At 67.1% G+C, this 21,885-nt stretch carries 18 protein-coding genes; 12 read left to right on the forward strand and 6 right to left on the reverse strand.

The window, feature by feature from the left end; genetic code table 11:
• Positions 1-5: 5 nt before the first annotated feature.
• The 3 genes from cynR (at position 6) to AB0J29_RS15755 (ending at position 2,004) form a co-directional block, all read left to right on the forward strand.
• Positions 6-890, forward strand: a complete 885-nt coding sequence (gene cynR / locus AB0J29_RS15745) for a transcriptional regulator CynR (protein ID WP_364785520.1) — start codon at positions 6-8, stop codon at positions 888-890.
• 123 nt (positions 891-1,013) lie between these two features.
• Positions 1,014-1,481, forward strand: coding sequence for a cyanase (gene cynS / locus AB0J29_RS15750; RefSeq protein WP_364785528.1), 468 nt, complete (start codon positions 1,014-1,016; stop codon positions 1,479-1,481).
• Between the two features lie 22 nt (positions 1,482-1,503).
• A complete protein-coding gene (locus tag AB0J29_RS15755) occupies positions 1,504-2,004 on the forward strand; it encodes a nucleoside deaminase (protein ID WP_364785531.1) in 501 nt (166 codons plus the stop codon).
• Positions 2,005-2,319: 315 nt separating this feature from the next.
• On the opposite strand, the gene AB0J29_RS15760 is transcribed toward AB0J29_RS15755, so the two are convergent.
• The 3 genes from AB0J29_RS15760 to AB0J29_RS15770 form a co-directional block, all read right to left on the reverse strand.
• A complete protein-coding gene (locus tag AB0J29_RS15760; RefSeq protein WP_364785534.1) occupies positions 2,320-5,793 on the reverse strand; it encodes an indolepyruvate ferredoxin oxidoreductase family protein in 3,474 nt (1,157 codons plus the stop codon).
• Positions 5,794-6,150: 357 nt separating this feature from the next.
• The gene (locus tag AB0J29_RS15765; protein ID WP_364785537.1) at positions 6,151-6,990 is read right to left on the reverse strand and encodes an SDR family oxidoreductase; all 840 of its coding nucleotides are present in this window, start codon (positions 6,988-6,990) and stop codon (positions 6,151-6,153) included.
• Positions 6,987-7,934 (reverse strand): patatin-like phospholipase family protein, encoded by a 948-nt coding sequence (locus AB0J29_RS15770; RefSeq protein ID WP_364785540.1) that lies wholly within the window; start codon positions 7,932-7,934, stop codon positions 6,987-6,989. Before AB0J29_RS15770 ends, AB0J29_RS15765 begins: the two co-directional genes overlap by 4 nt.
• 69 nt (positions 7,935-8,003) lie before the next feature.
• Between AB0J29_RS15770 and AB0J29_RS15775 the strand changes: the two genes are divergently transcribed.
• The gene (locus AB0J29_RS15775; protein ID WP_364785543.1) at positions 8,004-8,633 is read left to right on the forward strand and encodes a TetR/AcrR family transcriptional regulator; all 630 of its coding nucleotides are present in this window, start codon (positions 8,004-8,006) and stop codon (positions 8,631-8,633) included.
• On the opposite strand, the gene AB0J29_RS15780 is transcribed toward AB0J29_RS15775, so the two are convergent.
• Positions 8,623-9,168, reverse strand: a complete 546-nt coding sequence (locus tag AB0J29_RS15780; protein ID WP_364785546.1) for a histidine phosphatase family protein — start codon at positions 9,166-9,168, stop codon at positions 8,623-8,625. The two genes, AB0J29_RS15775 and AB0J29_RS15780, sit on opposite strands and share 11 nt — an antisense overlap.
• A 137-nt stretch (positions 9,169-9,305) precedes the next feature.
• Between AB0J29_RS15780 and AB0J29_RS15785 the strand changes: the two genes are divergently transcribed.
• From AB0J29_RS15785 to AB0J29_RS15820, 8 genes are all read left to right on the forward strand, one after another.
• On the forward strand, positions 9,306-14,138 hold the full coding sequence (locus AB0J29_RS15785) for an ATP-dependent helicase (protein ID WP_364785549.1): 4,833 nt from the start codon (positions 9,306-9,308) through the stop codon (positions 14,136-14,138).
• A gap of 188 nt (positions 14,139-14,326) precedes the next feature.
• Positions 14,327-15,133 carry a DNA-formamidopyrimidine glycosylase family protein gene (locus AB0J29_RS15790; protein WP_364785552.1) on the forward strand — a complete coding sequence of 269 codons (807 nt, stop codon included), beginning with the start codon at positions 14,327-14,329 and terminating at the stop codon, positions 15,131-15,133.
• Between the two features lie 93 nt (positions 15,134-15,226).
• Entirely contained in the window at positions 15,227-15,793 is a 567-nt protein-coding gene (locus AB0J29_RS15795; protein WP_364785555.1) for a TetR/AcrR family transcriptional regulator, read from the forward strand.
• Entirely contained in the window at positions 15,793-16,626 is an 834-nt protein-coding gene (locus AB0J29_RS15800) for an MBL fold metallo-hydrolase (protein ID WP_364785558.1), read from the forward strand. Before AB0J29_RS15795 ends, AB0J29_RS15800 begins: the two co-directional genes overlap by 1 nt.
• A gap of 234 nt (positions 16,627-16,860) precedes the next feature.
• Complete coding sequence (locus tag AB0J29_RS15805; protein ID WP_364785561.1) at positions 16,861-17,442, forward strand: TetR family transcriptional regulator; 582 nt, start codon at positions 16,861-16,863, stop codon at positions 17,440-17,442.
• A gap of 93 nt (positions 17,443-17,535) precedes the next feature.
• Complete coding sequence (locus tag AB0J29_RS15810) at positions 17,536-17,757, forward strand: hypothetical protein (RefSeq protein WP_364785564.1); 222 nt, start codon at positions 17,536-17,538, stop codon at positions 17,755-17,757.
• A 54-nt stretch (positions 17,758-17,811) separates the two neighbouring features.
• Positions 17,812-18,486, forward strand: coding sequence for a response regulator transcription factor (locus AB0J29_RS15815; protein ID WP_364785567.1), 675 nt, complete (start codon positions 17,812-17,814; stop codon positions 18,484-18,486).
• Positions 18,483-19,754, forward strand: coding sequence for a HAMP domain-containing sensor histidine kinase (locus tag AB0J29_RS15820; RefSeq protein ID WP_364785570.1), 1,272 nt, complete (start codon positions 18,483-18,485; stop codon positions 19,752-19,754). The genes AB0J29_RS15815 and AB0J29_RS15820 overlap by 4 nt, the downstream gene beginning before the upstream one ends.
• A gap of 3 nt (positions 19,755-19,757) precedes the next feature.
• Here AB0J29_RS15820 and AB0J29_RS15825 read toward each other — a convergent pair whose 3' ends face one another.
• Complete coding sequence (locus tag AB0J29_RS15825) at positions 19,758-21,491, reverse strand: glycerol-3-phosphate dehydrogenase/oxidase (RefSeq protein ID WP_364785573.1); 1,734 nt, start codon at positions 21,489-21,491, stop codon at positions 19,758-19,760.
• A 214-nt stretch (positions 21,492-21,705) separates the two neighbouring features.
• Complete coding sequence (locus AB0J29_RS15830; protein ID WP_364785576.1) at positions 21,706-21,840, reverse strand: hypothetical protein; 135 nt, start codon at positions 21,838-21,840, stop codon at positions 21,706-21,708.
• Positions 21,841-21,885 lie beyond the last annotated feature (45 nt).

Consider the following 21,885-nt stretch of genomic DNA (forward strand, 5'->3'; position numbering starts at 1 on the left):
AGTCGATGGAGCTGCGTCACATCCGATACCTGCTTGCGGTCGCGGCTCATGGGAACTTCACCCGCGCGGCCGAATCGCTGCACATCTCACAGCCGACGTTGTCGCAACAGATCAAGCAGCTCGAACGGGCGCTGGGGGTGGTATTGCTCGACCGGTCGGGCCGCACGGTGCGGCTGACCGACGCCGGCGAGGCGTACGCGCACCACGCGCGGCTCGCGCTGCGCGATCTCGACGCCGGTCAGCGCGCGGTACACGACGTCCAAGACCTGTCGCGCGGGCATCTTCGGGTGGCGATGACGCCGACCTTCACTGCCTACCTCGTCGGGCCGCTCGTCCACCGATTTCGTTCCGCGCACCCGGACATCACGCTCGCCATCCAGGAGACCACCCAGGACCGGATCGAGGCGGACCTGATCGCCGACCGCCTCGACCTCGGCATCGCCTTCGCGGGCACGCACGCGGCGGGGATCGACCACGCCACGCTGTTCACCGAGACGCTCAGCCTGGTGGTCGGCGCAGAACACCCCTTGGCCGAGACGACGGGCCCGCTGCCGGCCCGGCAGCTCGCGCGGGAACCGCTGGGACTGCTCAGCGCAGACTTCGCGACGCGGCTGCACATCGACCGCTACTTCACCGAGAGCGGGATCGAGCCACACATCGCGGTCGAGGCCAATTCGATCAGCGCGCTGCTCGAGTTCGCCCACAGCGGATCGCTCGCCACCGTCCTACCCGACGCGGTCACACGCGCGCATTCCGACCTCCACCCGGTGCCACTGGACCCGCCCTTGCCCACTCGAATAGTGGAACTGCTGCGGCGTAGCACCGCGTACCACTCCGCCGCGGCACGCGCCTTCGCCGCTGTCGTCCGCGCAGTCGCGCAGGAGTACTGATCGCACCGCCATTGTCGAGACCAATGGTGATGATGGAATACAAGTATTGGACGCTATAACCCCAGGACGTGCACGCTGGATTCGTCAGGCCACGAGGCCGGAACGCATCGAAGGGAGCGATCCATGCACGCACAGTTCGACCCCACAGCGCGGCAAGCGCTCGCCGCGGTCGCCGTCGAGGCCAAGACCGCCAAGGACCTCACCTGGCAGCAGATCGCCGACGCCACCGACTACTCGACCGCGTTCGTCACCGCCGCGGTGCTCGGTCAGCATCCGCTGCCGAAGCAGGCCGCCACCGCCGTCGCCGACCTGCTCGGTCTCGGCGACGACGCGGTAACCCTGTTGCAAACCATCCCCACCCGTGGATCGATCCCCGGCGGGGTCCCGACCGACCCGACGATCTATCGCTTCTACGAGATGTTGCAGGTGTACGGCACCACGCTCAAGGCCCTCATCCACGAACAGTTCGGCGACGGCATCATCAGCGCCATCAATTTCAAGCTCGACGTGCGGAAGGTTCCCGATCCCGAGGGCGGCGAGCGCGCGGTGATCACGCTGGACGGCAAGTACCTGCCCACCAAGCCATTCTGACCTTCGACCGATACGGACAAATATGGACTTCGCACAACACACCATCGACCTCGCGCGCCGCAATGTCGAGGAGGGCGGGCGCCCCTTCGCCACCGTTATCGTCAAGGACGGCGAGATCCTGGCAGCGAGCCCGAACCTGGTCGCGCAGACGAACGACCCGACGGCGCATGCCGAGATCCTCGCCATCCGCGCGGCCTGCACCGAACTGGGCACCGAACATCTGACCGGGACCACGATCTACATCCTGGCCCTGCCATGCCCGATGTGTCTCGGCGCGCTCTACTACTGTTCGCCCGACGAGGTGGTCTTCCTGACCACCCGCGAGGCCTACCAACCGCATTACGTCGACGACCGAAAGTACTTCGAGCTGAACACCTTCTACGACGAGTTCGGCAAGCCCTGGGAACAGCGCCGCCTGCCCCTGCGCCACGAGCGCCGCGACGACGCGATCGAGGTCTACCGCCGCTGGCAGGAACGCAACAATGGCGAGCGGCGGGTTACGGGAGCGCCCACCGCGTACTGAGCCGCCCGATCGACAAGCGATGCGCCGCACGGCGAGCCAACGAATCGTGGCGGCTGCCCGCTCCGCTGGGCACGGCCACCCGCGGAATCCCCGAACCGGCGTCGGTCACAGACCCGGAATGTTCCGGTCCAGGTCTCGGCGTCGGGTCCGGCACTGCGCGCCGATGCGAACATGGCGGCGAGTGGCAGCGTCGCGATCAACCGCAAGGACTGGGGCGTGCAATTGCCGCGATCCTTGCCCGGCACCCAGGCGGCAAATCCGCCGGACGTCCTAGGCGGTGCAATGTCATTCTCCTGAACCGAGTTCGGACACGCGCTATAGCTGCGGCGGTTCGATGCCGAGTTCGCGGAGTCGGTCGCGGTAGCGCTCGACGTTGGCGAGCTTGATGTCCTCGTAGCCGCGCACCATATCGGTGAGCGCGGCCGCGGTCACCGCGCGGTCGTAACCCGCGTCGTCGAGGGTGGCGGCCAGCGTGGTGACCATATCGGTGTAGTGGGTCAGCAGCGTCCGCTCGATACGGCGGACGTGGGCATAGCCGAACGGATCGAACTTGGTGCCGCGCAGCCGCTTTCCCTTGGCCAGCGCACGCAGGACCACATGGCTGCGCGGGCTCATGCCGATCTTCTTCTTGCGGCCCATCGCACGCAGCACCGGCGGGTGCAGGCGGTAGGTGAGGTTCGCGCCGTCGGGCAGCTGTGCCGAAACCTCGTCCAGGAAGGCCGGATCGGTGAGCCGACGCGCGACCTCGTATTCGTCCTTGTAGGCGGTGAACTTGTACAGTCCGCGCGCGACCTGCTCGCTGAACTCGGTGCGATCGGTGACGCGTTGCTGCGCCGACCAGATGTGCTGCACCGTCCGAACGTAGTCGCGGGCGATCCGAGCGTTCTGGAAGCCGATCAATTCGACGGCGCGCAGTTCGACCAGCCGCCGGGTCTCGCCGGTGGCGGTGAGACCGTCGAAAAGGTCGGCCGGAACAGTGATCTCGGCGCGCTCGCGGCGCGGGCGGGTGGTTGCCGCGGCGAATTCGTCCGGCCGCTCGATCGCGATGCGCCCCCACCGGAATGCCGCGATATTCACCGCGACCGCGACACCGTTGATCTCGATGGCCTCCTCGATCGCTCCCGCGGGCAGACGCAGGCCACCGAGCTGATAGGCCGCTCCGACCAGCAGGAAGTTGGCGGCGGCGGTATTGCCGAACAGCACCTCGGCGGCGGCAAGTGCGTCGAAGGAGTTCACCGAGCGCGACACCTGTGCCAGCCGCGACAGCAGCAGCTGCTCCTCGGGGTAGGACACGGACTTGTCGTAGACCATGTCACCGGTCGGGGTCCTGCTGGTCGAGACGACCGATACCGTCGCCGTCCGCGAGCCGTAGGCAAGGTTCTTGTTATCGGTGGCGGCGAGCAGATCGAAGGCGACGATGCAGTCCGCCGAACCCGGGGTCAGCCGATTGGCCGGTTCCAGCGCATCGGGCGCGAACCGCAGATGGGAGACGACCGGGCCGGCCTTCTGGCTCAGGCCGATCTGATCCAGGCTCGCCACCTCGTAACCGGCGCGCAGGGCGGCGGTCGCCAGCACCTGGTTCACGGTGACGATGCCGGTTCCGCCGATGCCGGCCAGGAAGACATTCTGCGTCGCGACGAGCGGCTCGGCGACGAGTTCGGGCAGCACCGGCGCTTCGGGATGCCGAATACCCTTGCGCTTGTTCGCCTTTCGCGGTTCCGGCAACTGTACGGTGACGAAGGACGGGCAGTCGCCGTCCAGGCAGCTGTAATCGGTGTTGCACGAGGTCTGCTCGATGCGGGTCTTGCGGCCGAATTCGGTGTCCACCGGCTGCACCGAGAGGCAGTTGCTCTTGACGCCGCAGTCACCGCAGCCCTCACATACCGCCTCGTTGATGACGACTCGGGTCCGCCGGGTCGGCAGGGTGCCGCGCTTGCGCTGACGGCGCGCGTCGGCGGCGCAGTGCTGGTCGTAGATGAGCACGGTCACGCCGGGGATCTCACGCAGCGTGCGCTGTGCCTCATCGAGCCGATCCCGGTGCCACAGCAGGGTTCCCGCGGCGAGATCGCGCTTGCGATAGCGCTTGGGTTCGTCGGCGCAGATGATGATCTGCCGGACGCCCTCGGTGGTGAGCTTATGGGTGAGCATCGGCACCGCGAGCGCGCCCTCGGCGTCCTGGGCGCCGGTCATGGCGACGACATCGTTGTACAGCAGCTTGTAGGTGATGTTCACGCCCGCCGCGATGCACGCCTGCACCGCGAGCTGGCCGGAGTGGAAATATGTTCCGTCACCGATGTTCTGGAACAGATGCGGTACGTCGGTGAACGGCGCCTGCCCGATCCATTGGGAGCCCTCACCGCCCATCTGGGTGAGGCCGGTGACCTTGCTGTCCGCACGCCCCGACATCGTCACCAGCGTGTGGCAGCCGATACCGCCGCCGGCCAGCGAGCCCTCCGGTACCGCGGTCGACCGGTTGTGCGGACACCCGCTGCAGAAGTAAGCGGCCCGCTTGGTGGGCAACATCGAAAGCGACAGTGGTTGCGGCAGTGGACGTTTCATCTCGAGATAGCCATCGAGCGCGCGGCGCAGCGGCTTGCCGATCCGGCCCGTGGTGAGTTCACCGTCCTGGGCGAACAGCGGCCGGTCCTGATCGTCGCGCTTGCCGACGATCCGCGGCGCGTTCTCGGTGCCGTACAGGATCTCCCTGATCTGCGTTTCGATGAAGGCGGTTTTGTCCTCGACGACGACGATCCGCTCCAGCCCGTCGGCGAACTGCCGGACCCGTTCGGGTGCGATGGGATACGGCATGCCGATGCGCAACAGCCGGACGCCCGCGCGCAGCAGTGCGTCATCGTCGACGCCGAGATCGATCAGCGCCTGGCGCACGGCGTCGAATGTGGTTCCGGTGGCGGCGATTCCGATGGTGGCGCGCCCCGGGTTCACCTCGATGACATCGAGTTCGTTGCACGTGCTGTATGCCTTGACCAACTCCCAGCGCGGTCCGTACAAATCCGCCTCGGCGATCACGCTGTCCGTCGGCGCGGCCATCGGTCGCTGCAGGTAGGTGAACGGTCTGCCCTCCCACTCGATCTCGGGCACCGTGATGTCGATATCGCCCACCATGCCGTCGACGGTCCACGCGCCGTCGGCCACATCGGCGACGATCTTCAGTGCCACCAGGCATCCCGACGCGCGGGACAGCGCGACACCATGCAGCCCCATGGTGATGATCTCGCGCGCATTGCGCGGGAACAGCACCGGAATACCCATCGCGGCCAGCGAACGCTCGCTCACTGCGGGCACGGTGGAGGATTTCGAGGCCGGATCATCGCCGACCAGCAGGAGCACGCCGCCGCGGGCATTGGCGCCGTACATATTGGCGTGCCGCAGCGCATCCGTCGCACGGTCGAGCCCGGGCCCCTTGCCGTACCAGACCCCGACGACGCCGTCATGGGTCGCATGACCCGCGGGCAGATCGGCCTGACTACCCCACACCGAGGTCGCGGCCAGTTCCTCGTTCAAACCCGGCACGAAGGAAATATCGTGCTCGGCCAGCACATTCGGCATCCCGTTCAGCATCCGGTCGACACCGCCCAGCGGGCTGCCCTGATATCCGGAGACGAAGGTGCCGATCCGTAGCCCGGCGCGCAGATCACGAACATGCTGCTCGACCAGTTGTCGAGCGATCGCCTGGACGCCGGTGAGGACAACGGTGCCCGCGCCGACGCGGTAGCGGTCGGCAAGGTCATAGGGAGCTGGGATCAGTTCGCGGTCGGCGAGCTCGGTCATATCGTCCACCCGTCCGCTAGGCGCCGATCGGGCGCTTCGCTTCGTTGAGCATTTCTTGCCGCCATACTGTCTGCGAAGGTCTGAACGCACAACTGATGAATGACATATTGAGCAGACTGCCCAATTTCAACTCTTCATAATGGGCACTGGCTATGCAGGATGTGCGGTGAAATGTGACCTCGGACACCTGAGCTGGAATGGGCTGTGTCTCGCTTCCCGCGCTGCTATCCAGCGGGAGATCGACGGCCCAAGATCATGAACGCAGGTGCCGGACATTGCGGCAGGACGCCTGCCATCGCTGCTATCGCACGGGACGAAAACGGCCATCTCCGGGGCCGATTTACTTGGCGCCGCTGGCTACTCGGTAGTCGAACGGACCTGCTCTTCGTACTTCGCGCGGGTTTCACGGTCGGCGGGGTGCAGGGCGCGGTCGCCGTCGAAGAGCCTTCGTACCAGGCGAACCGCGCGTTCGGGAGCGGCGGCCAAGGCTATGTCGATGGGGCCCAGGTAGTTCGGGACGGCTACCTCGGCCTTGCGGGTGTGGCAGGTTTGCCGGATGGCGGCGGCGACGTCTTCCGGATCGACGGTGGGCATACCCTTGCCGAGGGTCAGGCCCGAGGAAAGGCGGGTGCGCACGGCCGAGGGCATGACGCAGCTGACGCTGACTCCCCACGGCGCGAACTCCAAACGTGTTGCGGCGGATAGGCCAACGGCGGCGAATTTGCTCGCGTTGTAGACGGCGAGGCCCGCGACCGGGATCTTGCCCGCGAGGGAGGCGACATTGACGACGTGACCGCGGCGGCGCTCGACCATACCGGGCACCACGGCGCGCATGCCGTGGATGAGACCCCAGAGGTTGATATCGATGGTGGCGTGGCCGACCGCGTCGGGCTCGTCGAGGAACGCGCCCGCGGGCATGATCCCCGCATTGTTGACCAGAACGTCCACCGCGCCGAAGTCGGCAACGACCTTGTCCCACTGGTCGCGGGCACGGACGTCCAGTGCGTACGCCCGCGCCCCGATCGCGGCAGCGACGGATTCCGCTGCGGCGGTGTCGACATCGGCAATGGCGATATGAGCGCCTTTGGCCGCGAACAGTTCCGCGGTCGACTGGCCGATGCCGCGGCCCGCGCCGGTGATCAGCACCCGCGCGCCCCTCAGGTCGATATCCGGATAACCGTGACGGAGGATATTCATACGAAAACTCCCTGTTCCAGCGCTCGGCGGGTGCTGCGCAGACTGTGTTCGAAGGTTTCGAGGCGGCGGCGGCCGTCCATGAAGTTCGGGCCCATCACCGCGAGATCGGCCGCGGTGGCACCGATCACGAGGACGCGGGTGCCGGCCGCACGCAATATCGCGACCTCGGCCGCGAGCTGGGCACTCATGCGATTGCGCAACTGCCGCTCCAGGAAATGACCGGGACCGGTTGCGGGGACATCTTCGACGGAGGCCATCGGCGCGAGCACCAGCAGCTCGTCGAGTTGTTGTGCGGCAAGCAGATCCACCGACGCGGTCGATCCGGCGCCGCCATCGATGAAGCGGCGTCCGGCGATCGATACGGGCGGGAACCAACCGGGTATCGCCCACGACGCGCGCAGCGCCGCGCCCAAGATCGCCGACGGTGCGTCGGGCGAACCAAACGGAACCCGTTCTCCCGTCGCATAATCCATACCCACCAGCCAGGTGGCTGGATGAGGCACCCAGGAGCGGCCAGGATTCATGCGATCGGCCAGGTTCTGCAGCCAGCTCGCATCACTACCGCCGATCGGCAGCAGCCCGCTGCCCGCGGTGAGCAACCGCTGTCTGGTCGCGGGCGCACGCAGACTCAATGCCAACTCACCCAGCCGCGGCCGGGGCAGCGGCGGGAACCGTCCTGGCTCGGCACGCATATGTGCCGACAGAATCGGGTTCGTCGAGGTTCCGCGCTGCATCGCGACGAGTTCATCCACGCCGATCCCGCTGCCGAGCAGTGTCACCGTTTCGGCGCCCGCCGATGTGCCGAGCAGCACGTCCGCCGCGCGCGGATCCCAGTCCAGCACCTCACGGGCGGCGGTCAGCGCGGCGACGATCCACGCGAATCCGAGCGTGCCGCCGCAGCCGATGGCCAGGCCGCGCCGGTGCGACCGGTTTTTGTTACCCATGGTTTCAAACACTAACAGGACTCAAATACCTTCAGTATCCGAAATCCATCGGTTCGTAGAATCGGCGGTATGGCACGACTGACCCGGTCCGAGAGTCAGGCCCGCACCAGGGCCGATCTGATCGCGACCGCACGCGATCTCTTCCTGGCCGACGGCTATGCGAAAACCAGTCTGGAGCGGGTCGCAGAGGAGGCCGGGTACTCGAAGGGTGCGGTCTACTCGAATTTCCGCACCAAGAAAGAGCTATGCCTGGAGGTGCTCGGGCTGATCCACGCGACGAAGTTCGGCGAGGTGGCGGATCTGATCGCGGCGGGCGAAACGCTCGACGATCAGTTGGCGAGATTCCACGAATGGGCCGAGCACACCATCGGCGATGTCGGCTGGACGATGCTCGAATTCGAATTCGCCACGGTCGCCCGCGACGATCCGGAACTGCAGGCCGCGCTGGTCTCCAGCCTCGCCATGATGCGTGGTGCTGTCGCGGCGCAGGTACAGACGCTTTCGGACACAATCGGAATCCCACTGCCGATGCCCGCCGAGGAGGCCGCGACCGCGATCCTGAGCATGGGCATAGGGCTCGGCATGCAGCGCGCCGTCGATCCATCGATTCCGGTTCGACTGATCACCGATGCGGTACGACTGCTGGTGACGATGGGCGATGGACCGCTGCGCACGATGACCCCGGATGTCACGCCGTGAAGTGCAACGTCCATTCGCCGCGATAGTGCAGCCGGGTGACGCTCCCCGGCGGGATGTCGATCCGCCAGAACGATTTCGGCGGCGCGTCCAGAGTCACCAGCAGCGCCGCCCGGATCACCGCCGGATGGGTGACCGCGATGGTCGGCGTGCCCTCGGCAGCGATTTCGGCCATCCAATACCTGGTCCGTTCGATCACATCGATCACGGATTCGCCACCGTGACCACGGAACTGCGGGTCGGTCAGCCAGGCGTACAGCTCATCCTGCGGCACCGACATCAGTTCACTGCCGCGCCACGCGCCGGCATCCAGATCGCGCAGCCGGGCATCCTGCTCGCCCGGAAGTCCCATCAGCGCAGCCGTTTCCACGGTCCGGCGTTCGGGTCCGGTGAGCACCCGAGCCGCGGTCACGCGGCCACCCGCCGCGATTGCTCGGCGACCGGCCTCGGTCAGCGATTCGTCTACTGGAAAACGTGCCTTTCGCATCGCCTCGGTCATGCCATGGCTGACCAGGTCGAGTCTGAGCACCTTTTGCACGGTTGGCAGCGTACGGTGCGACGCCGGCGGCCGTACTTCGATTGCCACCCCTTCGCTCGGCCCGCGAGCCATGTGTCGTACTCGAGGTATTCCGGTCGCCGCTGCTGGTTGTCGGTGCCCGGGTGCACACTGATGCCATGGCCCAGTTCTCCACCGCGACCCAAGAGTGGTTCGACGGCGCATTTCCCGCGCCGACATCCGCTCAGCTGGGCGCATGGCAGGCCATTGCCGCAGGTGAGCACACCTTGGTCGTCGCGCCGACCGGTTCGGGTAAGACGCTGTCGGCCTTTCTGTGGGCCATCGATCAACTCGCGACCCGACCGAAGCCCGAGGGCAAGGTCGGCACCTCGGTGTTGTATGTGTCACCGCTGAAGGCGTTGGCGGTGGATGTCGAGCGTAATCTGCGCGCGCCGCTGGTCGGGGTCACCCAGACCGCCAAGCGGCTCGGCCTGGACCCGCCGACGATCACCGTCGGTGTACGTTCCGGCGATACCAGTGCGGCGGACCGGCGCTCGATGCTGCGGACACCACCCGACATTCTGATCACTACGCCCGAATCGCTGTTCCTGATGCTCACCTCCGCGGCGAGGGAAACGCTGAGCGATGTCGGCACGGTGATCGTGGACGAGGTGCACGCCATCGCGGGCGGTAAGCGCGGCGCGCATCTGGCACTGTCGCTGGCCCGATTGGACCTGCTGACCGAGCGGCCCGCCCAGCGGATCGGACTCTCGGCGACGGTACGGCCCCCAGCGGAGGTCGGGCGGTTCCTGGTGGGGGGTGCGCCGATCACCATCGTTTCGCCGCCCGCACCGAAGACCTTCGACTTGTCCGTGCGCGTGCCGATCGCCGATATGACCGAGCCTGGCGATTCCGATCAGCCCGGATCGATCTGGCCGCATGTGGACGAGGCGATCGTGGATCTGGTGCTGGACCACCGGTCTTCGATCGTCTTCGCGAATTCGCGCAGGTTGGCCGAGCGGCTGACCGCGCGGCTCAATGAGGCCTACGCCGCGCGGCTGGGCGAGGCTGCCGACACCGGGCCCGATACGCCGCGCGCGGGGCCCTCCGTGGTTACCCAAGCTGCCTCCTCCCGGCCTGACGCGCGCGGCGGGCACAAACCACCCGCGCAACTCGGTGCGCCGACCGAAGTGATCCATGGCGCCGATCCGCTGCTGGCCCGGGCACACCACGGTTCGGTGAGCAAGGAGCAGCGGGCGCTGATCGAGGACGATCTCAAGAGCGGACGGCTGCGGTGCGTGGTGGCCACCAGCAGTCTCGAACTCGGAATCGATATGGGCGCGGTCGATTTGGTGGTGCAGGTGGAGGCGCCGCCATCGGTTGCGAGTGGGTTGCAGCGGGTCGGGCGGGCCGGGCACCAGGTCGGTGAGATCTCCCGCGGGGTGCTGTTCCCGAAGCATCGCACCGATGTCATCCACTGCGCGGTCGCCGCGCAGCGGATGACGACTGGCCAGATCGAGGCGCTGCAAATCCCTGCGCACCCCTTGGACATCCTGGCCCAGCAGACCGTCGCGGCCTGCGCGCTCGAACCCATTGATGTCGACGCCTGGTTCGAAACCGTGCGCGGCACCGGCAATTACGCCTCGCTGCCCAGGTCGGCGTATGAATCGGTGCTCGATCTGCTCGCCGGTCGCTATCCGTCGGACGAGTTCGCCGAATTGCGACCCCGGCTGGTCTGGGACCGCGACGCGGGCACGCTGACCGGACGGCCCGGCGCCCAGCGACTGGCGGTGACCTCGGGTGGCGCGATCCCGGACCGCGGTCTTTTCGCGGTCTACATGGTCGGTGAGAAGTCCTCCCGGGTCGGCGAACTCGATGAGGAGATGGTGTACGAGTCGCGCGTCGGCGATGTGTTCGCGCTCGGCGCGACCAGCTGGCGCATCGAGGAGATCACCTTCGACCGTGTGCTGGTCACCCCCGCGTTCGGACAGCCGGGGCGGTTGCCGTTCTGGCATGGTGACGGACTCGGCCGCCCCGCCGAACTCGGTGCGGCGCTGGGTGAATTCGTTCGCAAGGCCGGTGCGCACGCGCCACCGGATTTCGACCCGAAAACCGACGGCAAGAGCAAGGCCCCGGCGGATCCGGCAGTCGACGCACTCGTACGCGGCGCGGGTCTCGACAATAACGCCACCGCGAATCTGGTGACCCTGCTCGATGAACAGCGCGCTGCCACCGGACAATTGCCCACCGATAAAACCCTGATAGTCGAGCGCTTCCGCGACGAGCTCGGCGATTGGCGACTTGTGCTGCACTCGCCATACGGCCTGCCGGTACATGCGCCATGGGCATTGGCGATCGGTGCGCGGCTACGCGAACGGTTCGGGGTGGATGTCGCGCCGAATGCCTCCGATGACGGAATCGTGGTGCGGCTACCCGACACCACCGACGATCCGCCCGGTGCCGAACTTTTCGTCTTCGAGCCCGATGAGATCGACGATATCGTCACCGAACAGGTCGGCGGATCGGCACTGTTCGCATCGCGATTCCGGGAGTGCGCGGCGCGGGCGCTGCTGCTGCCCCGACGCGATCCGGGTAAACGTGCGCCACTGTGGCAGCAGCGGCAGCGTTCGGCGCAATTGCTCGATGTGGCGCGGAAGTTTCCGGACTTTCCGATCCTGTTGGAGACGGTGCGCGAATGTCTGCGTGACGTCTACGATCTGCCGTCGCTGCGGGATCTGCTGGGACGGGTGGCGCGCCGCCAGGTGCGACTGGTCGAGGTGGAGACCGCGACACCGTCACCGTTCGCTAATTCGCTGCTGTTCGACTACATCGGGCAGTTCATGTACGACGGGGACAGTCCGCTGGCCGAACGTCGGGCCGCCGCACTGTCGCTGGATTCGAGTCTGCTCGCCGAACTGCTCGGGCGGGTGGAGCTGCGGGAGTTGTTGGACGCCACCGTTATCGAGCAGACCCAGCGGGAGTTGCAGCGGCTGACACCCGAACGGTTGGCACGGGATGCGGAGGGACTTGCCGATCTTTTGAGGCTGCTCGGACCGCTTACCGCCGAGGAGGTCGCGCAGCGATGCGTCGCCGCCACGGAGGTTCGACTCGACGATGCGGAGCCGACCGATGATCCGGCGGAATGGTTGGCCGGTTTGGTGAAATCCAAGCGCGCACTCGAGGTCACATTCGCCGGACGAACGTGGTGGGTGGCGGTGGAGGATGCCGCCCGCCTGCGCGATGCACTCGGCGTACCGCTACCGATCGGCACCCCGGCCGCATTCATCGAACCGGTCGCCGATCCGCTCGGCGACCTGGTCGGGCGCTATGCCCGCACGCACGGACCGTTCACCACCGAGGCCGTGGCTGCCCGTTTCGGACTCGGCACCGCGGTCGCCGCGACCGCCTTGCATCGGCTGGTCGCGGAAAAGCGCGTGGTAGAGGGCGAATTCACCCCCGCGGCCAGTGGCTCGGAATGGTGCGACAGCCAGGTGCTGCGCCGATTGCGCCGCCGGTCGCTCGCGGCCGCCCGGCACGAGGTGGAACCGGTCGCGACCGCCGCCTTCGGCCGCTTTCTGCCGTCCTGGCAGCACATCGGTACCGGTGCATTGCGCGGGGTCGATGGGGTCGCGGCCGTAGTGGAACAGCTTGCGGGAGTGCCGATTCCCGCCTCCGCATGGGAATCGCTGGTATTGCCCGCGCGGGTGCGCGACTACTCCCCCGCCATGTTGGACGAGTTGATGGCCACCGGTGAGGTCATCTGGTCCGGGCACGGCGCCATCACCGCCAAGGACGGCTGGATTGCCCTGCACCTGGCCGATCAGGCCCCGTTTACGCTGACGCCTGCCGACGAGATCGAACTGTCCGAGGTGCACCTGCGCCTGCTCAGCGCGTTGGGCGCATCGATCGCCTCGTGGACGCCCATCGGAGCCGATAGCGAGGCACCGCCCGCCGCGGTATCAGGCCGGGTTGTTTCGCTGGACGATCATGCGGCACCGGATGGTTCAACGAACGCAGGCATCGCGGCGACGGCCGGCGGCTCGGTACCGCCACCGCGGCTCCCCCCGGTCCTGCACGGCGGCGGCGCGTACTTCTTCCGGCAACTCTCCGACGCCACCGGACTTCTCGACGACACCCAGGTCGCGAACGCATTGTGGGAGCTCGTCTGGGCAGGCGTGGTCTCCGGCGACACCTTCGCCCCCGTCCGCGCACTGCTCTCGGGTACGGCACGGAGCACAACCACCCATCGCACGCCGCGGCGCGCGCCACGCGGACGGGCCTACCTCCCACGACCGAATATGCCGACCAGATCCGGACCGCCCGCCGTCGCGGGCCGCTGGTCGCTGCTACCGGAACGGGTGGCCGACAACACCCTGCGCGCCCATGCGACGGCGGATACCCTGCTCGAGCGGTACGGCGTACTGACCCGCGGCTCGGTGCAGAACGAGGGCGTGCCGGGCGGATTCGCGCTCATGTACCGCGTGCTCACCGAATTCGAGGATCGCGGCCGTTGCCGCCGTGGCTATTTCATCGATTCGCTGGGCGGCGCACAGTTCTCCACCACCGATGTGGTGGACCGACTGCGCTCCTTCGATACCGAACGCACCCGCCCCGACACCGGCGGACAACACCCGAGCACCGCATTCGCCATGGCGGCAAGCGATCCCGCGAACCCCTATGGCGCGGCACTGCCCTGGCCGAAGGGACCGTCCGAAGCCGCGGGCCACCGTCCAGGACGCAAGGCCGGCGGCATCGTCGTGCTCGTCGACGGCGAACTGGCGCTCTATCTGGAGCGCGGCGGGAAAACGCTGCTCACCTTTACCGAGGATCCGAACGTCCGCCAGTCCGCGGCCACCGCCCTGGCCGATCTGGTGCGCGATCGCCGGGTCGACTCGCTGGTGATCGACCGGGTCGACGGAGAAACCGTGCACGGCAATACCTTCGCCGGTTTCCTCACCGAGGCCGGATTCTCCGCGACTCCCCGCGGCCTGCGTTTGCGGAGCAAGCCGTGACCCGGCGACGAACCCGCGCACCGCGACACCGATACAGCGGCGCGGTACGCATGACAACGATCACTCGCACACCGCCGAACCTGAATCGCGCGACGACAACCACTCGTACACCGCACAGCGCGACGACAAGCGGACTCGCACTGCGGAGCCGACAGTGACTCCGGCTCGAATCAACCTATGGTCGAGCCATGCCCGAAGGTGACACGGTTTACCTGACCGCGGCCAGACTGCGGCTCGCGCTGGCAGGAAAGACGCTGATCCGCAGCGATTTCCGGGTGCCGCGCTATGCCACGGTCGATCTGGTGGGGCAGCGGGTCGAGGGGGTCGCCAGCTATGGCAAGCATCTGTTCGTCCGAACCAACGAGGTCAGCGTCCACACGCATTTGAAGATGGAGGGCGAATGGCGGACCTACTGCGCCGGTGAACGGTGGACGCGGCCGCCGGTGACCGCCCGGCTCGTGCTCGGCACCGATGACACCGAGGCGGTGGGCTTTTCGCTCGGCACCGTCGAGGTGCTGCGCCGCGCGGACGAGCACACCGCCACCGACCACCTCGGGCCGGATCTGCTCGGCGCGAACTGGGATGTGACCGAGGCGGTGCGACGGCTGCGGCGACATCCCGCCCAACCGATCGGCCTCGCCCTGCTCGACCAGCGCAACCTGGCCGGTATCGGCAATATCTTCCGCAGCGAAATCTGCTTCCTGCGCCGGGTCCACCCGGCCACACCGGTCGGCGACGTCCCCGATCTGCTCGCCCTCGTGCACGAGGCCCATCGGGTACTCACCAAGGCCGCCACCGAACCACCGTGGCGGCCACTGGCCTATGGCCGCGCCCGCCGCCCGTGCCAGCGCTGCGGCACCCGCATGCTCGTCCAGCTACTCGGCGAAACCGAACCGGCACCCGGCCGAACGGCCCGGATCACCCAGTCCGACCGCATTACCCAACGCGAACGCGGAATCTACTTCTGCCCGCGCTGCCAGCCTGAACCCGCCTGATCACACCCCTGGGCAATTACCGACGACCTCGAGTATCCGCCAGTTTTCCGAATTAACTAGACCGGTCGTCATAGTTCCCGTACCGTACTGGGCATGGCACCTCGTTCCGACTCCCGCCAACGCTTCATCGACGCCGCGGCCGACCTCTTCCATACCCAGGGCTATCACGCCACCGGCCTGAATCAACTCGTCAGCGCGGGCGGCGCACCCAAGGGCTCGCTCTACTTCCACTTCCCCGGTGGCAAGGAGCAACTCGCCGTCGAGGCCCTCACCCAATCCAGCAGGCAGCTGCGCGACCAGCTCGACGCGATCCTCGCCGATGGCGGCGATATCACCACCGTCTTCGATGCCCTCACCGCACTGCTCGTCGATTCCGATTTCGAACGCGGCTGCCCGATCTCGACCATCGCGCTCGACACGGCTCGCGAGAGCGAAACGATCAGGCAGGCCTGCGTCACCGGTTTCGAATCCTGGCGTGAGTCGATCGAAAAGTACCTGCGAGACAAGGGAATCGATCGAGGCCGCGCCACCGAACTGTCCACCGTCGCGCTGGCCACGATCGAGGGCGCCCTCCTACTCGCCAAGACCACCCGCGATATCGCGCCGCTGCGCGCGGTCGCCGACCACCTGCGTACCACCTTCGAACGGGAGCTTTCCTGATGCGTGTGCACCATCTCAATTGCGGCACCATGCGCCCACTCGGCGGCCGACTCTTCGACGGCACCGGCAGCATCTTCCGCCGCGCCGAAATGGTCTGCCACTGCCTGCTTCTCGAACTCGACTCCGGACTCGTCCTGGTGGAGACCGGTGTCGGCGAGCAGGCGGTACACCGGCCCGAGGAATGGCTCGGCCGCCGCTTCCTCCGGCTCAGCAATCCGGTCCTGGATCTCGCACAGTCCGCGGTGCGACAGATCGAAGCGTTGGGTTACCGCCGCGAGGATGTTCGCGATATCGTGCTCACCCATCTCGATCTCGACCATGCGGGCGGCCTCGCCGACTTTCCACAGGCGCGGGTGCACGTATATGCCGAGGAACTGCGCGCGCTACAGGGCGGGCATACACCGGAAGAACGCCTGCGCTACAAGGAACCTCAGTTTCGGCACGGTCCACACTGGGAGTCGTACGCCGAAACCGGTGCCAGCTGGTTCGGTTTCGACGCGGTGCGCGAATTGACCGGCCTGCCAACGGAAATCCTGATCATCCCGCTCGCCGGACATACCCGCGGCCATGCGGGCGTCGCCGTCGATACCGGGAACGGCTGGCTACTGTCCGCGGGCGACTCGTATTATCACCCAGGCGTTCTCGACCCGGGTCGTCCGCGGCAACCGCTCGGCACGGCCATGTTCGAGAAGAATGTGCAGACACTGCCCGCGGCCCGCATCGAGAATCAGCAGCGGCTGCGCGAACTGGTGCGCGACCACGGCGACGAGGTCACGGTGTTCTCCGCGCACAGCTCCATCGAATTCCACGCCATGGAGCAGATCGGCGTTTGACGAAACTTGTGACGGCCCAAGCACTCCCAGTTGATTTACCGAGCCTGCGCCCGGGGCAGCGCACTTCGGTGCCGACGCTGATGCCGGCCGGTGATTGGACCGCGACCGACTAGTCGGCCACCATGGAGCGCGCTGCCAAGGCGGTGGACCTGCGCTACCGTCGTTGCCGTGACCACGGAGCGCTCGAGGTCTGAGCACCCCACTGCGAAGCCCTGTCCCACCCCCAAGCGCCGCATGTCCGCGACCGACCGGCGCGCGCAGCTTCTCGATGTGGCGCGCGATATCGTCGCCGCCGAAGGCTTCGGCGCGGTGAGTATCGATCGGGTCGCGCGCGAGGGCAAGGTCGCACGGGCACTGGTGTATCAGCAGTTCACCGATCTGTCCGGGTTGCTGACCGCGCTGGTGGATCGCGAATCGGCCACCGCACTGGCCGGTATCGGCAGTCTCGACTCGGCGGACGCCGACAACGATGCCGATCGGCTCGGCCGCGGCATTCTCACCTATCTGCATGCCGCGCCGACCAGTTGGCGGATCATCCTCAGCCCACCCGACGGCGGCCCGCCGGATCTGCGCGACCGACTCGAACTCGGCCGCGACTATGCACGGGCGCTCGGCGCGCGGCAGCTGTCGCGCTATGCCGGGGTCACCGTCGATCCGGACGGCGCGACCCAGCGAATCATGCTCGCCGCGTTGGAGGAACTGGCTCGGCTGCATCTGACCGATCCGCAGCAGTACCCGGATGAACTGGTACTGCGCTACATTCGGTCGCTCGTGACCTGGGCGACCGGTGTCGAAGCCCCGAAAAATGCGAACTGAACTGCGGTTTCACCGCCATCATGAAATTCTCATGGATGCCTTGGTTTTCTTATCGCAACGCGGGAACAACCCGCGCGACAGAGAGGAAGAACCATGAAGATCCGCTCCGCGATCGCCGCCGGAATATTCGCCCTCGGGGCCGTCGCCGCGGGCGCCGGGATCGCCTCGGCCGCGCCCACCCCGATGCACACCGACTTCATCGGCAACTACGCGACCTACGAGGCCTGCGCCGCCGACGGCAATTCGCCGAAAACCGGTGGCACCCAGTGGGAATGCCGCGAGGTCGTCGGCGGCTGGGATCTGTACACCTACTGAGTACTCGGGCACCAGGCTGCGCACCAGGTCTGAAGTACCTTATTCTCTGACTTCGTGCGAGTGCTGGTGATCGAGGACGACGAGGGGCTCGGCATGGAAGTCGCCGCGGGACTGCGCTCGGCCGGTTTCGCGGTGGACCTCGCCCCCAACCTCGCGGATGCCGATTTCAAAATCTCGGTCAATGGCTACGACGTGCTCGTCGTCGATCGTGGCATGCCCGACGGCGACGGTCTGCACTTGGTCGCGGCGCACCGCGCGCGGGGTCAGCGGGTGCCGGTCCTGATGCTCACCGCCCGCGACGCACTCGCTGATCGCATTGCCGGATTCGAGCACGGCGCCGACGACTACCTCGTCAAACCGTTCGCACTGCCGGAACTCGTCGCGCGGGTACGTGCGCTGTCGCGGCGGCGCGAATATCCGGCGCCGGCCCGGATCGTGCTCGGCGATATCGATATCGACCTGCCGCGCCGCCGGGTGCAGCGCGCGGGCATTCTGCGTTCGCTGACGCCGAAGGAGTTCGCCGTACTCGAACTGCTCGCCACCCGCGCGGGCAGCGTCATCTCGCGTTCGGAGCTCATCGAATGCTGCTGGGACGAAATGGCCGAACCCGCATCGAATGTCGTCGACGCCGTGATAGCGCAGCTGCGCCGCAAGCTCGGCGCACCGCCGGTGATCGAGACCGTGCGCGGCACCGGCTTCCTGATCGGAAGTGACTCATTCGCACCGTGATTTCCACGGCGGATGCCCGCCCCGCCGTGGCCCGCCTCCGCCGCACCCGCTGGCAGCTCACCGCCCTGATCACCGCGATTACCGCGACCTGCCTGATCATTCTCGGCATCGTGGCGGCGACCATCGATGCCCGCTCGCGGGAGACCGCGCTCGACGATTCCCTCGATCGGGTGGTCAGCGGGCTGTTCCGCGCGATCAACCTGCCCGAGGGCGAGGAAACCATCGATGTGAGCCAGCTGGATAACGACGCACTCGCCAATGGCGAGGTCGCGGTGCTGGTGCTCAGCGCGCACGGAAATGGCAGGTGGCAGGAGAATTTCGCGCATCTGCGCTCCTGGCTGCCCAAGGACGACGGCGTAGCGGGACTCGCCGATGACGCCGACCTGGCCGGAGAGACCGTCTTCCGCAACGGATACGACGGTGCGGGCCGCCCTGTCCGTATCGCGGCGACACCCATTACCTGGGAGGACTCCGAGACCAAGGCGGTGGTCATCGCGGGCACGAATCCTGGTGCGTTCGACCGTGATCGAGCACTGCTGATCTGGGGACTCGTCGTGGGCGGGTGCACGCTGGTCGCGCTGTCCGCGGCGGCCGGACATCTGCTCTCGGGCCGCAGCATGCGGCAGGCCATTGTGCTGCTCGAAGAGCAGGAGCGTTTCCTCGGCGATGCGGCACACGAATTGCGCACGCCGCTAACGACGCTCGGATTGGTCACCGCACCGCGGCGCCGCAATCCGCATGAGGTCGAGCGGGCGCTGGTCGATGCCAGGGCGCTGGGCAGTCGGATGGAGCGGATCGTCGCGGGATTGCTGGCGCGGGCGCGGATGCAGGCGGGCGTCACCACCATGGAGAAGGTGCAGCTGCTGCTCGATCAGCTCACCGAATCGGTGGTCGAGGAATTCCCGCGGGCCGATATCGTGTTGCAGACCAATCCCAGTGTGGTGGTGGGTGATCCGAATCTGCTGAGCCTCGCGGTGCGCAATCTCATCGAGAATGCGATCACGCACGGGGCGGTCAATCGTGGTGCGCCCGTCGAGGTGCATGTGGCCGATGGCCGAGTCAGCGTGCGTGACCACGGGGTGGGTTTGACCCCGCAACTATCGAGCAGTCCGTTCACGCGCGGGGTGAGCGGCGGGCGGGGCAGCGGGATCGGGCTGGCGCTGGTGGCATGGATCGCCGAATTGCACGGCGGCACAGCGACAATGGAACCAGCCGCCGGTGGCGGCACGATCGCCTCGATTGTGCTGCCGCCGCCGGCCGCCGGCTAGACCTCAGCTGTCCAACGGAACCGGCTCCAGGATTTCCGGGCGCGGTTCGGGGGCGGCGATGCGCAGTGCATCGGCGGACTGGTCGTCCGGCTGGGTCTGGGAGCGGATCTCTGCCTCGACCCGGGCCTGGTAAGTGCTTACCTCCCAGTCGATTTCGTCCTCCTCCCAGCCGAGTATCGGCGCGACCAACCGGGCCACCTGTTCGGCGCAGTTCGCGCCGCGGTGCGAGTATTCGATGGAGATCCTGGTGCGGCGGGCCAGAATGTCCTCCAGATGCAGCGCGCCCTCGGCGGCCGCCGCGTACACCGCCTCCACCTGCAGATATGACGGTGCGTCCATAATCGGTTGCAGCAGTTCGGGTTTGCCGTCGGCCGTGGCCATGACCTCGTCGATGAGCGAGCCGTAGCGATCGAGCAGATGCTTGATCCGGTATGGATGCACGCCGTATGCCTCGGCGAGATGGATCGTCTGATTGATCAGCGCGAAGTAGCCGTCGGCACCGAGCAGCGGAACCTTCTCCGTGATGGACGGTGCCACGCGCGCCGGAATGTCCTGTGCCGCTTCGTCGACCGCGTCATAGGCCATCACCCGGTACGTGGTGTACTTGCCGCCCGCTATCCCGACAAGCCCCGGCGCGACCCGGGCGACCGCATGCTCGCGCGAAAGCTTGGAGGTCGATTCGCTTTCTCCCGCGAGCAGCGGCCGCAGACCCGCGTATACGCCGTCGATATCAGCAGGCGTGAGCGGGGAGACCAACACTTGATTGACCCGGTCCAGTAGATAGTCGATATCGGCCTTGGTCGCCGCCGGATGGGCGAGATCCAGATTCCAGTCCGTATCGGTGGTGCCGATGATCCAATGCGCGCCCCATGGGATGACGAACAGCACCGAGGCCGCGGTGCGCAGAATGATCGCGGCATCGCTGACGATGCGGTCGCGCGGCACCACAATGTGCACACCCTTGGATGCGCGCACATGGAAACGGCCGCGATTGCGTGAGAGCGTCTGGACCTCATCGGTCCACACACCGGTCGCATTGATCACCACATGTGCGCGGATTTCGCCGGTGCGACCGTCCTCGCTGTCGCGCACCTTCACCCCGACGAACCGGTCCGCCTCGCGCAGGAAGCCGACGACCTGGGTGGAGGTGCGGACCACCGCGCCGTAGTACGCGGCGGTGCGAGCGACGGTCATGGTGTGGCGCGCGTCGTCGACGACCGTGTCGTAGTAGCTGACGCCGCCGATCAGCGCGTCGCGGCGCAGCCCCGGTGCCAGCCGCAGTGCACCGGACCGGGACAGATGATGTTGGCCGGGAACGGATTTCGCGCCGCCCATGGTGTCGTAGAGCACCAGCCCGGCGGCCACATACGGGCGCTCCCAGCCCCGGTGGGTCAGCGGGTAGAGGAAGCGCAGCGGCTTCACCAAATGCGGCGCGAGCCTGGCGAGCGCGAGTTCGCGCTCCCGCAATGCCTCGCGCACCAGCCCGAATTCCAATAGCTCCAGATAGCGCAGTCCGCCGTGGAACATCTTCGAGGACCGGCTGGAGGTGCCGGAGGCGAGATCGCGCGCCTCGACCAGCGCGACCTTCAGACCGCGCGTGGCCGCATCGAGCGCGATACCCGAGCCGACCACGCCGCCCCCGACGACGACCACGTCGAAGTGATCCTTACCGAAGCGCTCCCATGCCCTCGCGCGCTGCTCGGGGCCGAGGAACTGCGATTCCGGTTTCTTGGTCATGCTCCCTCCTCCAGCCGGCATCGGGTGTAGATGACGTTTGCTTCGGGCACACGATCGAGCTGCTCGGGTGGGGTGGTCTGCTGTACAGGCTAACAGCGCGTCCGCGGACTATGACGCCGTCCTTCTCGGATACCCGGCGCCGGGGGTGGGAATCAGTTGCCACATCATCCGGGCTGGTTTCACACACCCGGGTGGGTGTGCCAGAGCCGTCCCGTCAGCGGGCGTCGTCAGCCGGGGCCGCGTGCATCGGGCTCCCGGACTCGAGCCAGATCCAGCCGCTCAGGGCGCCTCGGCCCTGGCGCACACCCACGACATTGTCGAGAATCCAGCGCAGTTTCGGAGCGGCCATCGACAACAAGGCCACCACCGGTCGCCGCGGTGATGCACAAGTCCG

The sequence above is a fragment of the Nocardia sp. NPDC049707 genome (genome assembly GCF_040674855.1).
Classification (GTDB): domain Bacteria; phylum Actinomycetota; class Actinomycetes; order Mycobacteriales; family Mycobacteriaceae; genus Nocardia.

Coding starts and splice junctions, on each gene's coding strand:
- AB0J29_RS15810 (WP_364785564.1), top strand. CDS start 17,536: ATGAAGATCCGCTCCGCGATCGCCGCCGGAATATTCGCCCTCGGGGCC.
- AB0J29_RS15795 (WP_364785555.1), top strand. CDS start 15,227: ATGGCACCTCGTTCCGACTCCCGCCAACGCTTCATCGACGCCGCGGCC.
- AB0J29_RS15790 (WP_364785552.1), top strand. CDS start 14,327: ATGCCCGAAGGTGACACGGTTTACCTGACCGCGGCCAGACTGCGGCTC.
- AB0J29_RS15770 (WP_364785540.1), bottom strand. CDS start 7,934: ATGGGTAACAAAAACCGGTCGCACCGGCGCGGCCTGGCCATCGGCTGC.
- AB0J29_RS15765 (WP_364785537.1), bottom strand. CDS start 6,990: ATGAATATCCTCCGTCACGGTTATCCGGATATCGACCTGAGGGGCGCG.
- AB0J29_RS15800 (WP_364785558.1), top strand. CDS start 15,793: ATGCGTGTGCACCATCTCAATTGCGGCACCATGCGCCCACTCGGCGGC.
- cynS (WP_364785528.1), top strand. CDS start 1,014: ATGCACGCACAGTTCGACCCCACAGCGCGGCAAGCGCTCGCCGCGGTC.
- AB0J29_RS15825 (WP_364785573.1), bottom strand. CDS start 21,491: ATGACCAAGAAACCGGAATCGCAGTTCCTCGGCCCCGAGCAGCGCGCG.
- AB0J29_RS15785 (WP_364785549.1), top strand. CDS start 9,306: ATGGCCCAGTTCTCCACCGCGACCCAAGAGTGGTTCGACGGCGCATTT.
- AB0J29_RS15775 (WP_364785543.1), top strand. CDS start 8,004: ATGGCACGACTGACCCGGTCCGAGAGTCAGGCCCGCACCAGGGCCGAT.
- AB0J29_RS15760 (WP_364785534.1), bottom strand. CDS start 5,793: ATGACCGAGCTCGCCGACCGCGAACTGATCCCAGCTCCCTATGACCTT.
- cynR (WP_364785520.1), top strand. CDS start 6: ATGGAGCTGCGTCACATCCGATACCTGCTTGCGGTCGCGGCTCATGGG.
- AB0J29_RS15755 (WP_364785531.1), top strand. CDS start 1,504: ATGGACTTCGCACAACACACCATCGACCTCGCGCGCCGCAATGTCGAG.
- AB0J29_RS15805 (WP_364785561.1), top strand. CDS start 16,861: ATGTCCGCGACCGACCGGCGCGCGCAGCTTCTCGATGTGGCGCGCGAT.
- AB0J29_RS15830 (WP_364785576.1), bottom strand. CDS start 21,840: ATGGCCGCTCCGAAACTGCGCTGGATTCTCGACAATGTCGTGGGTGTG.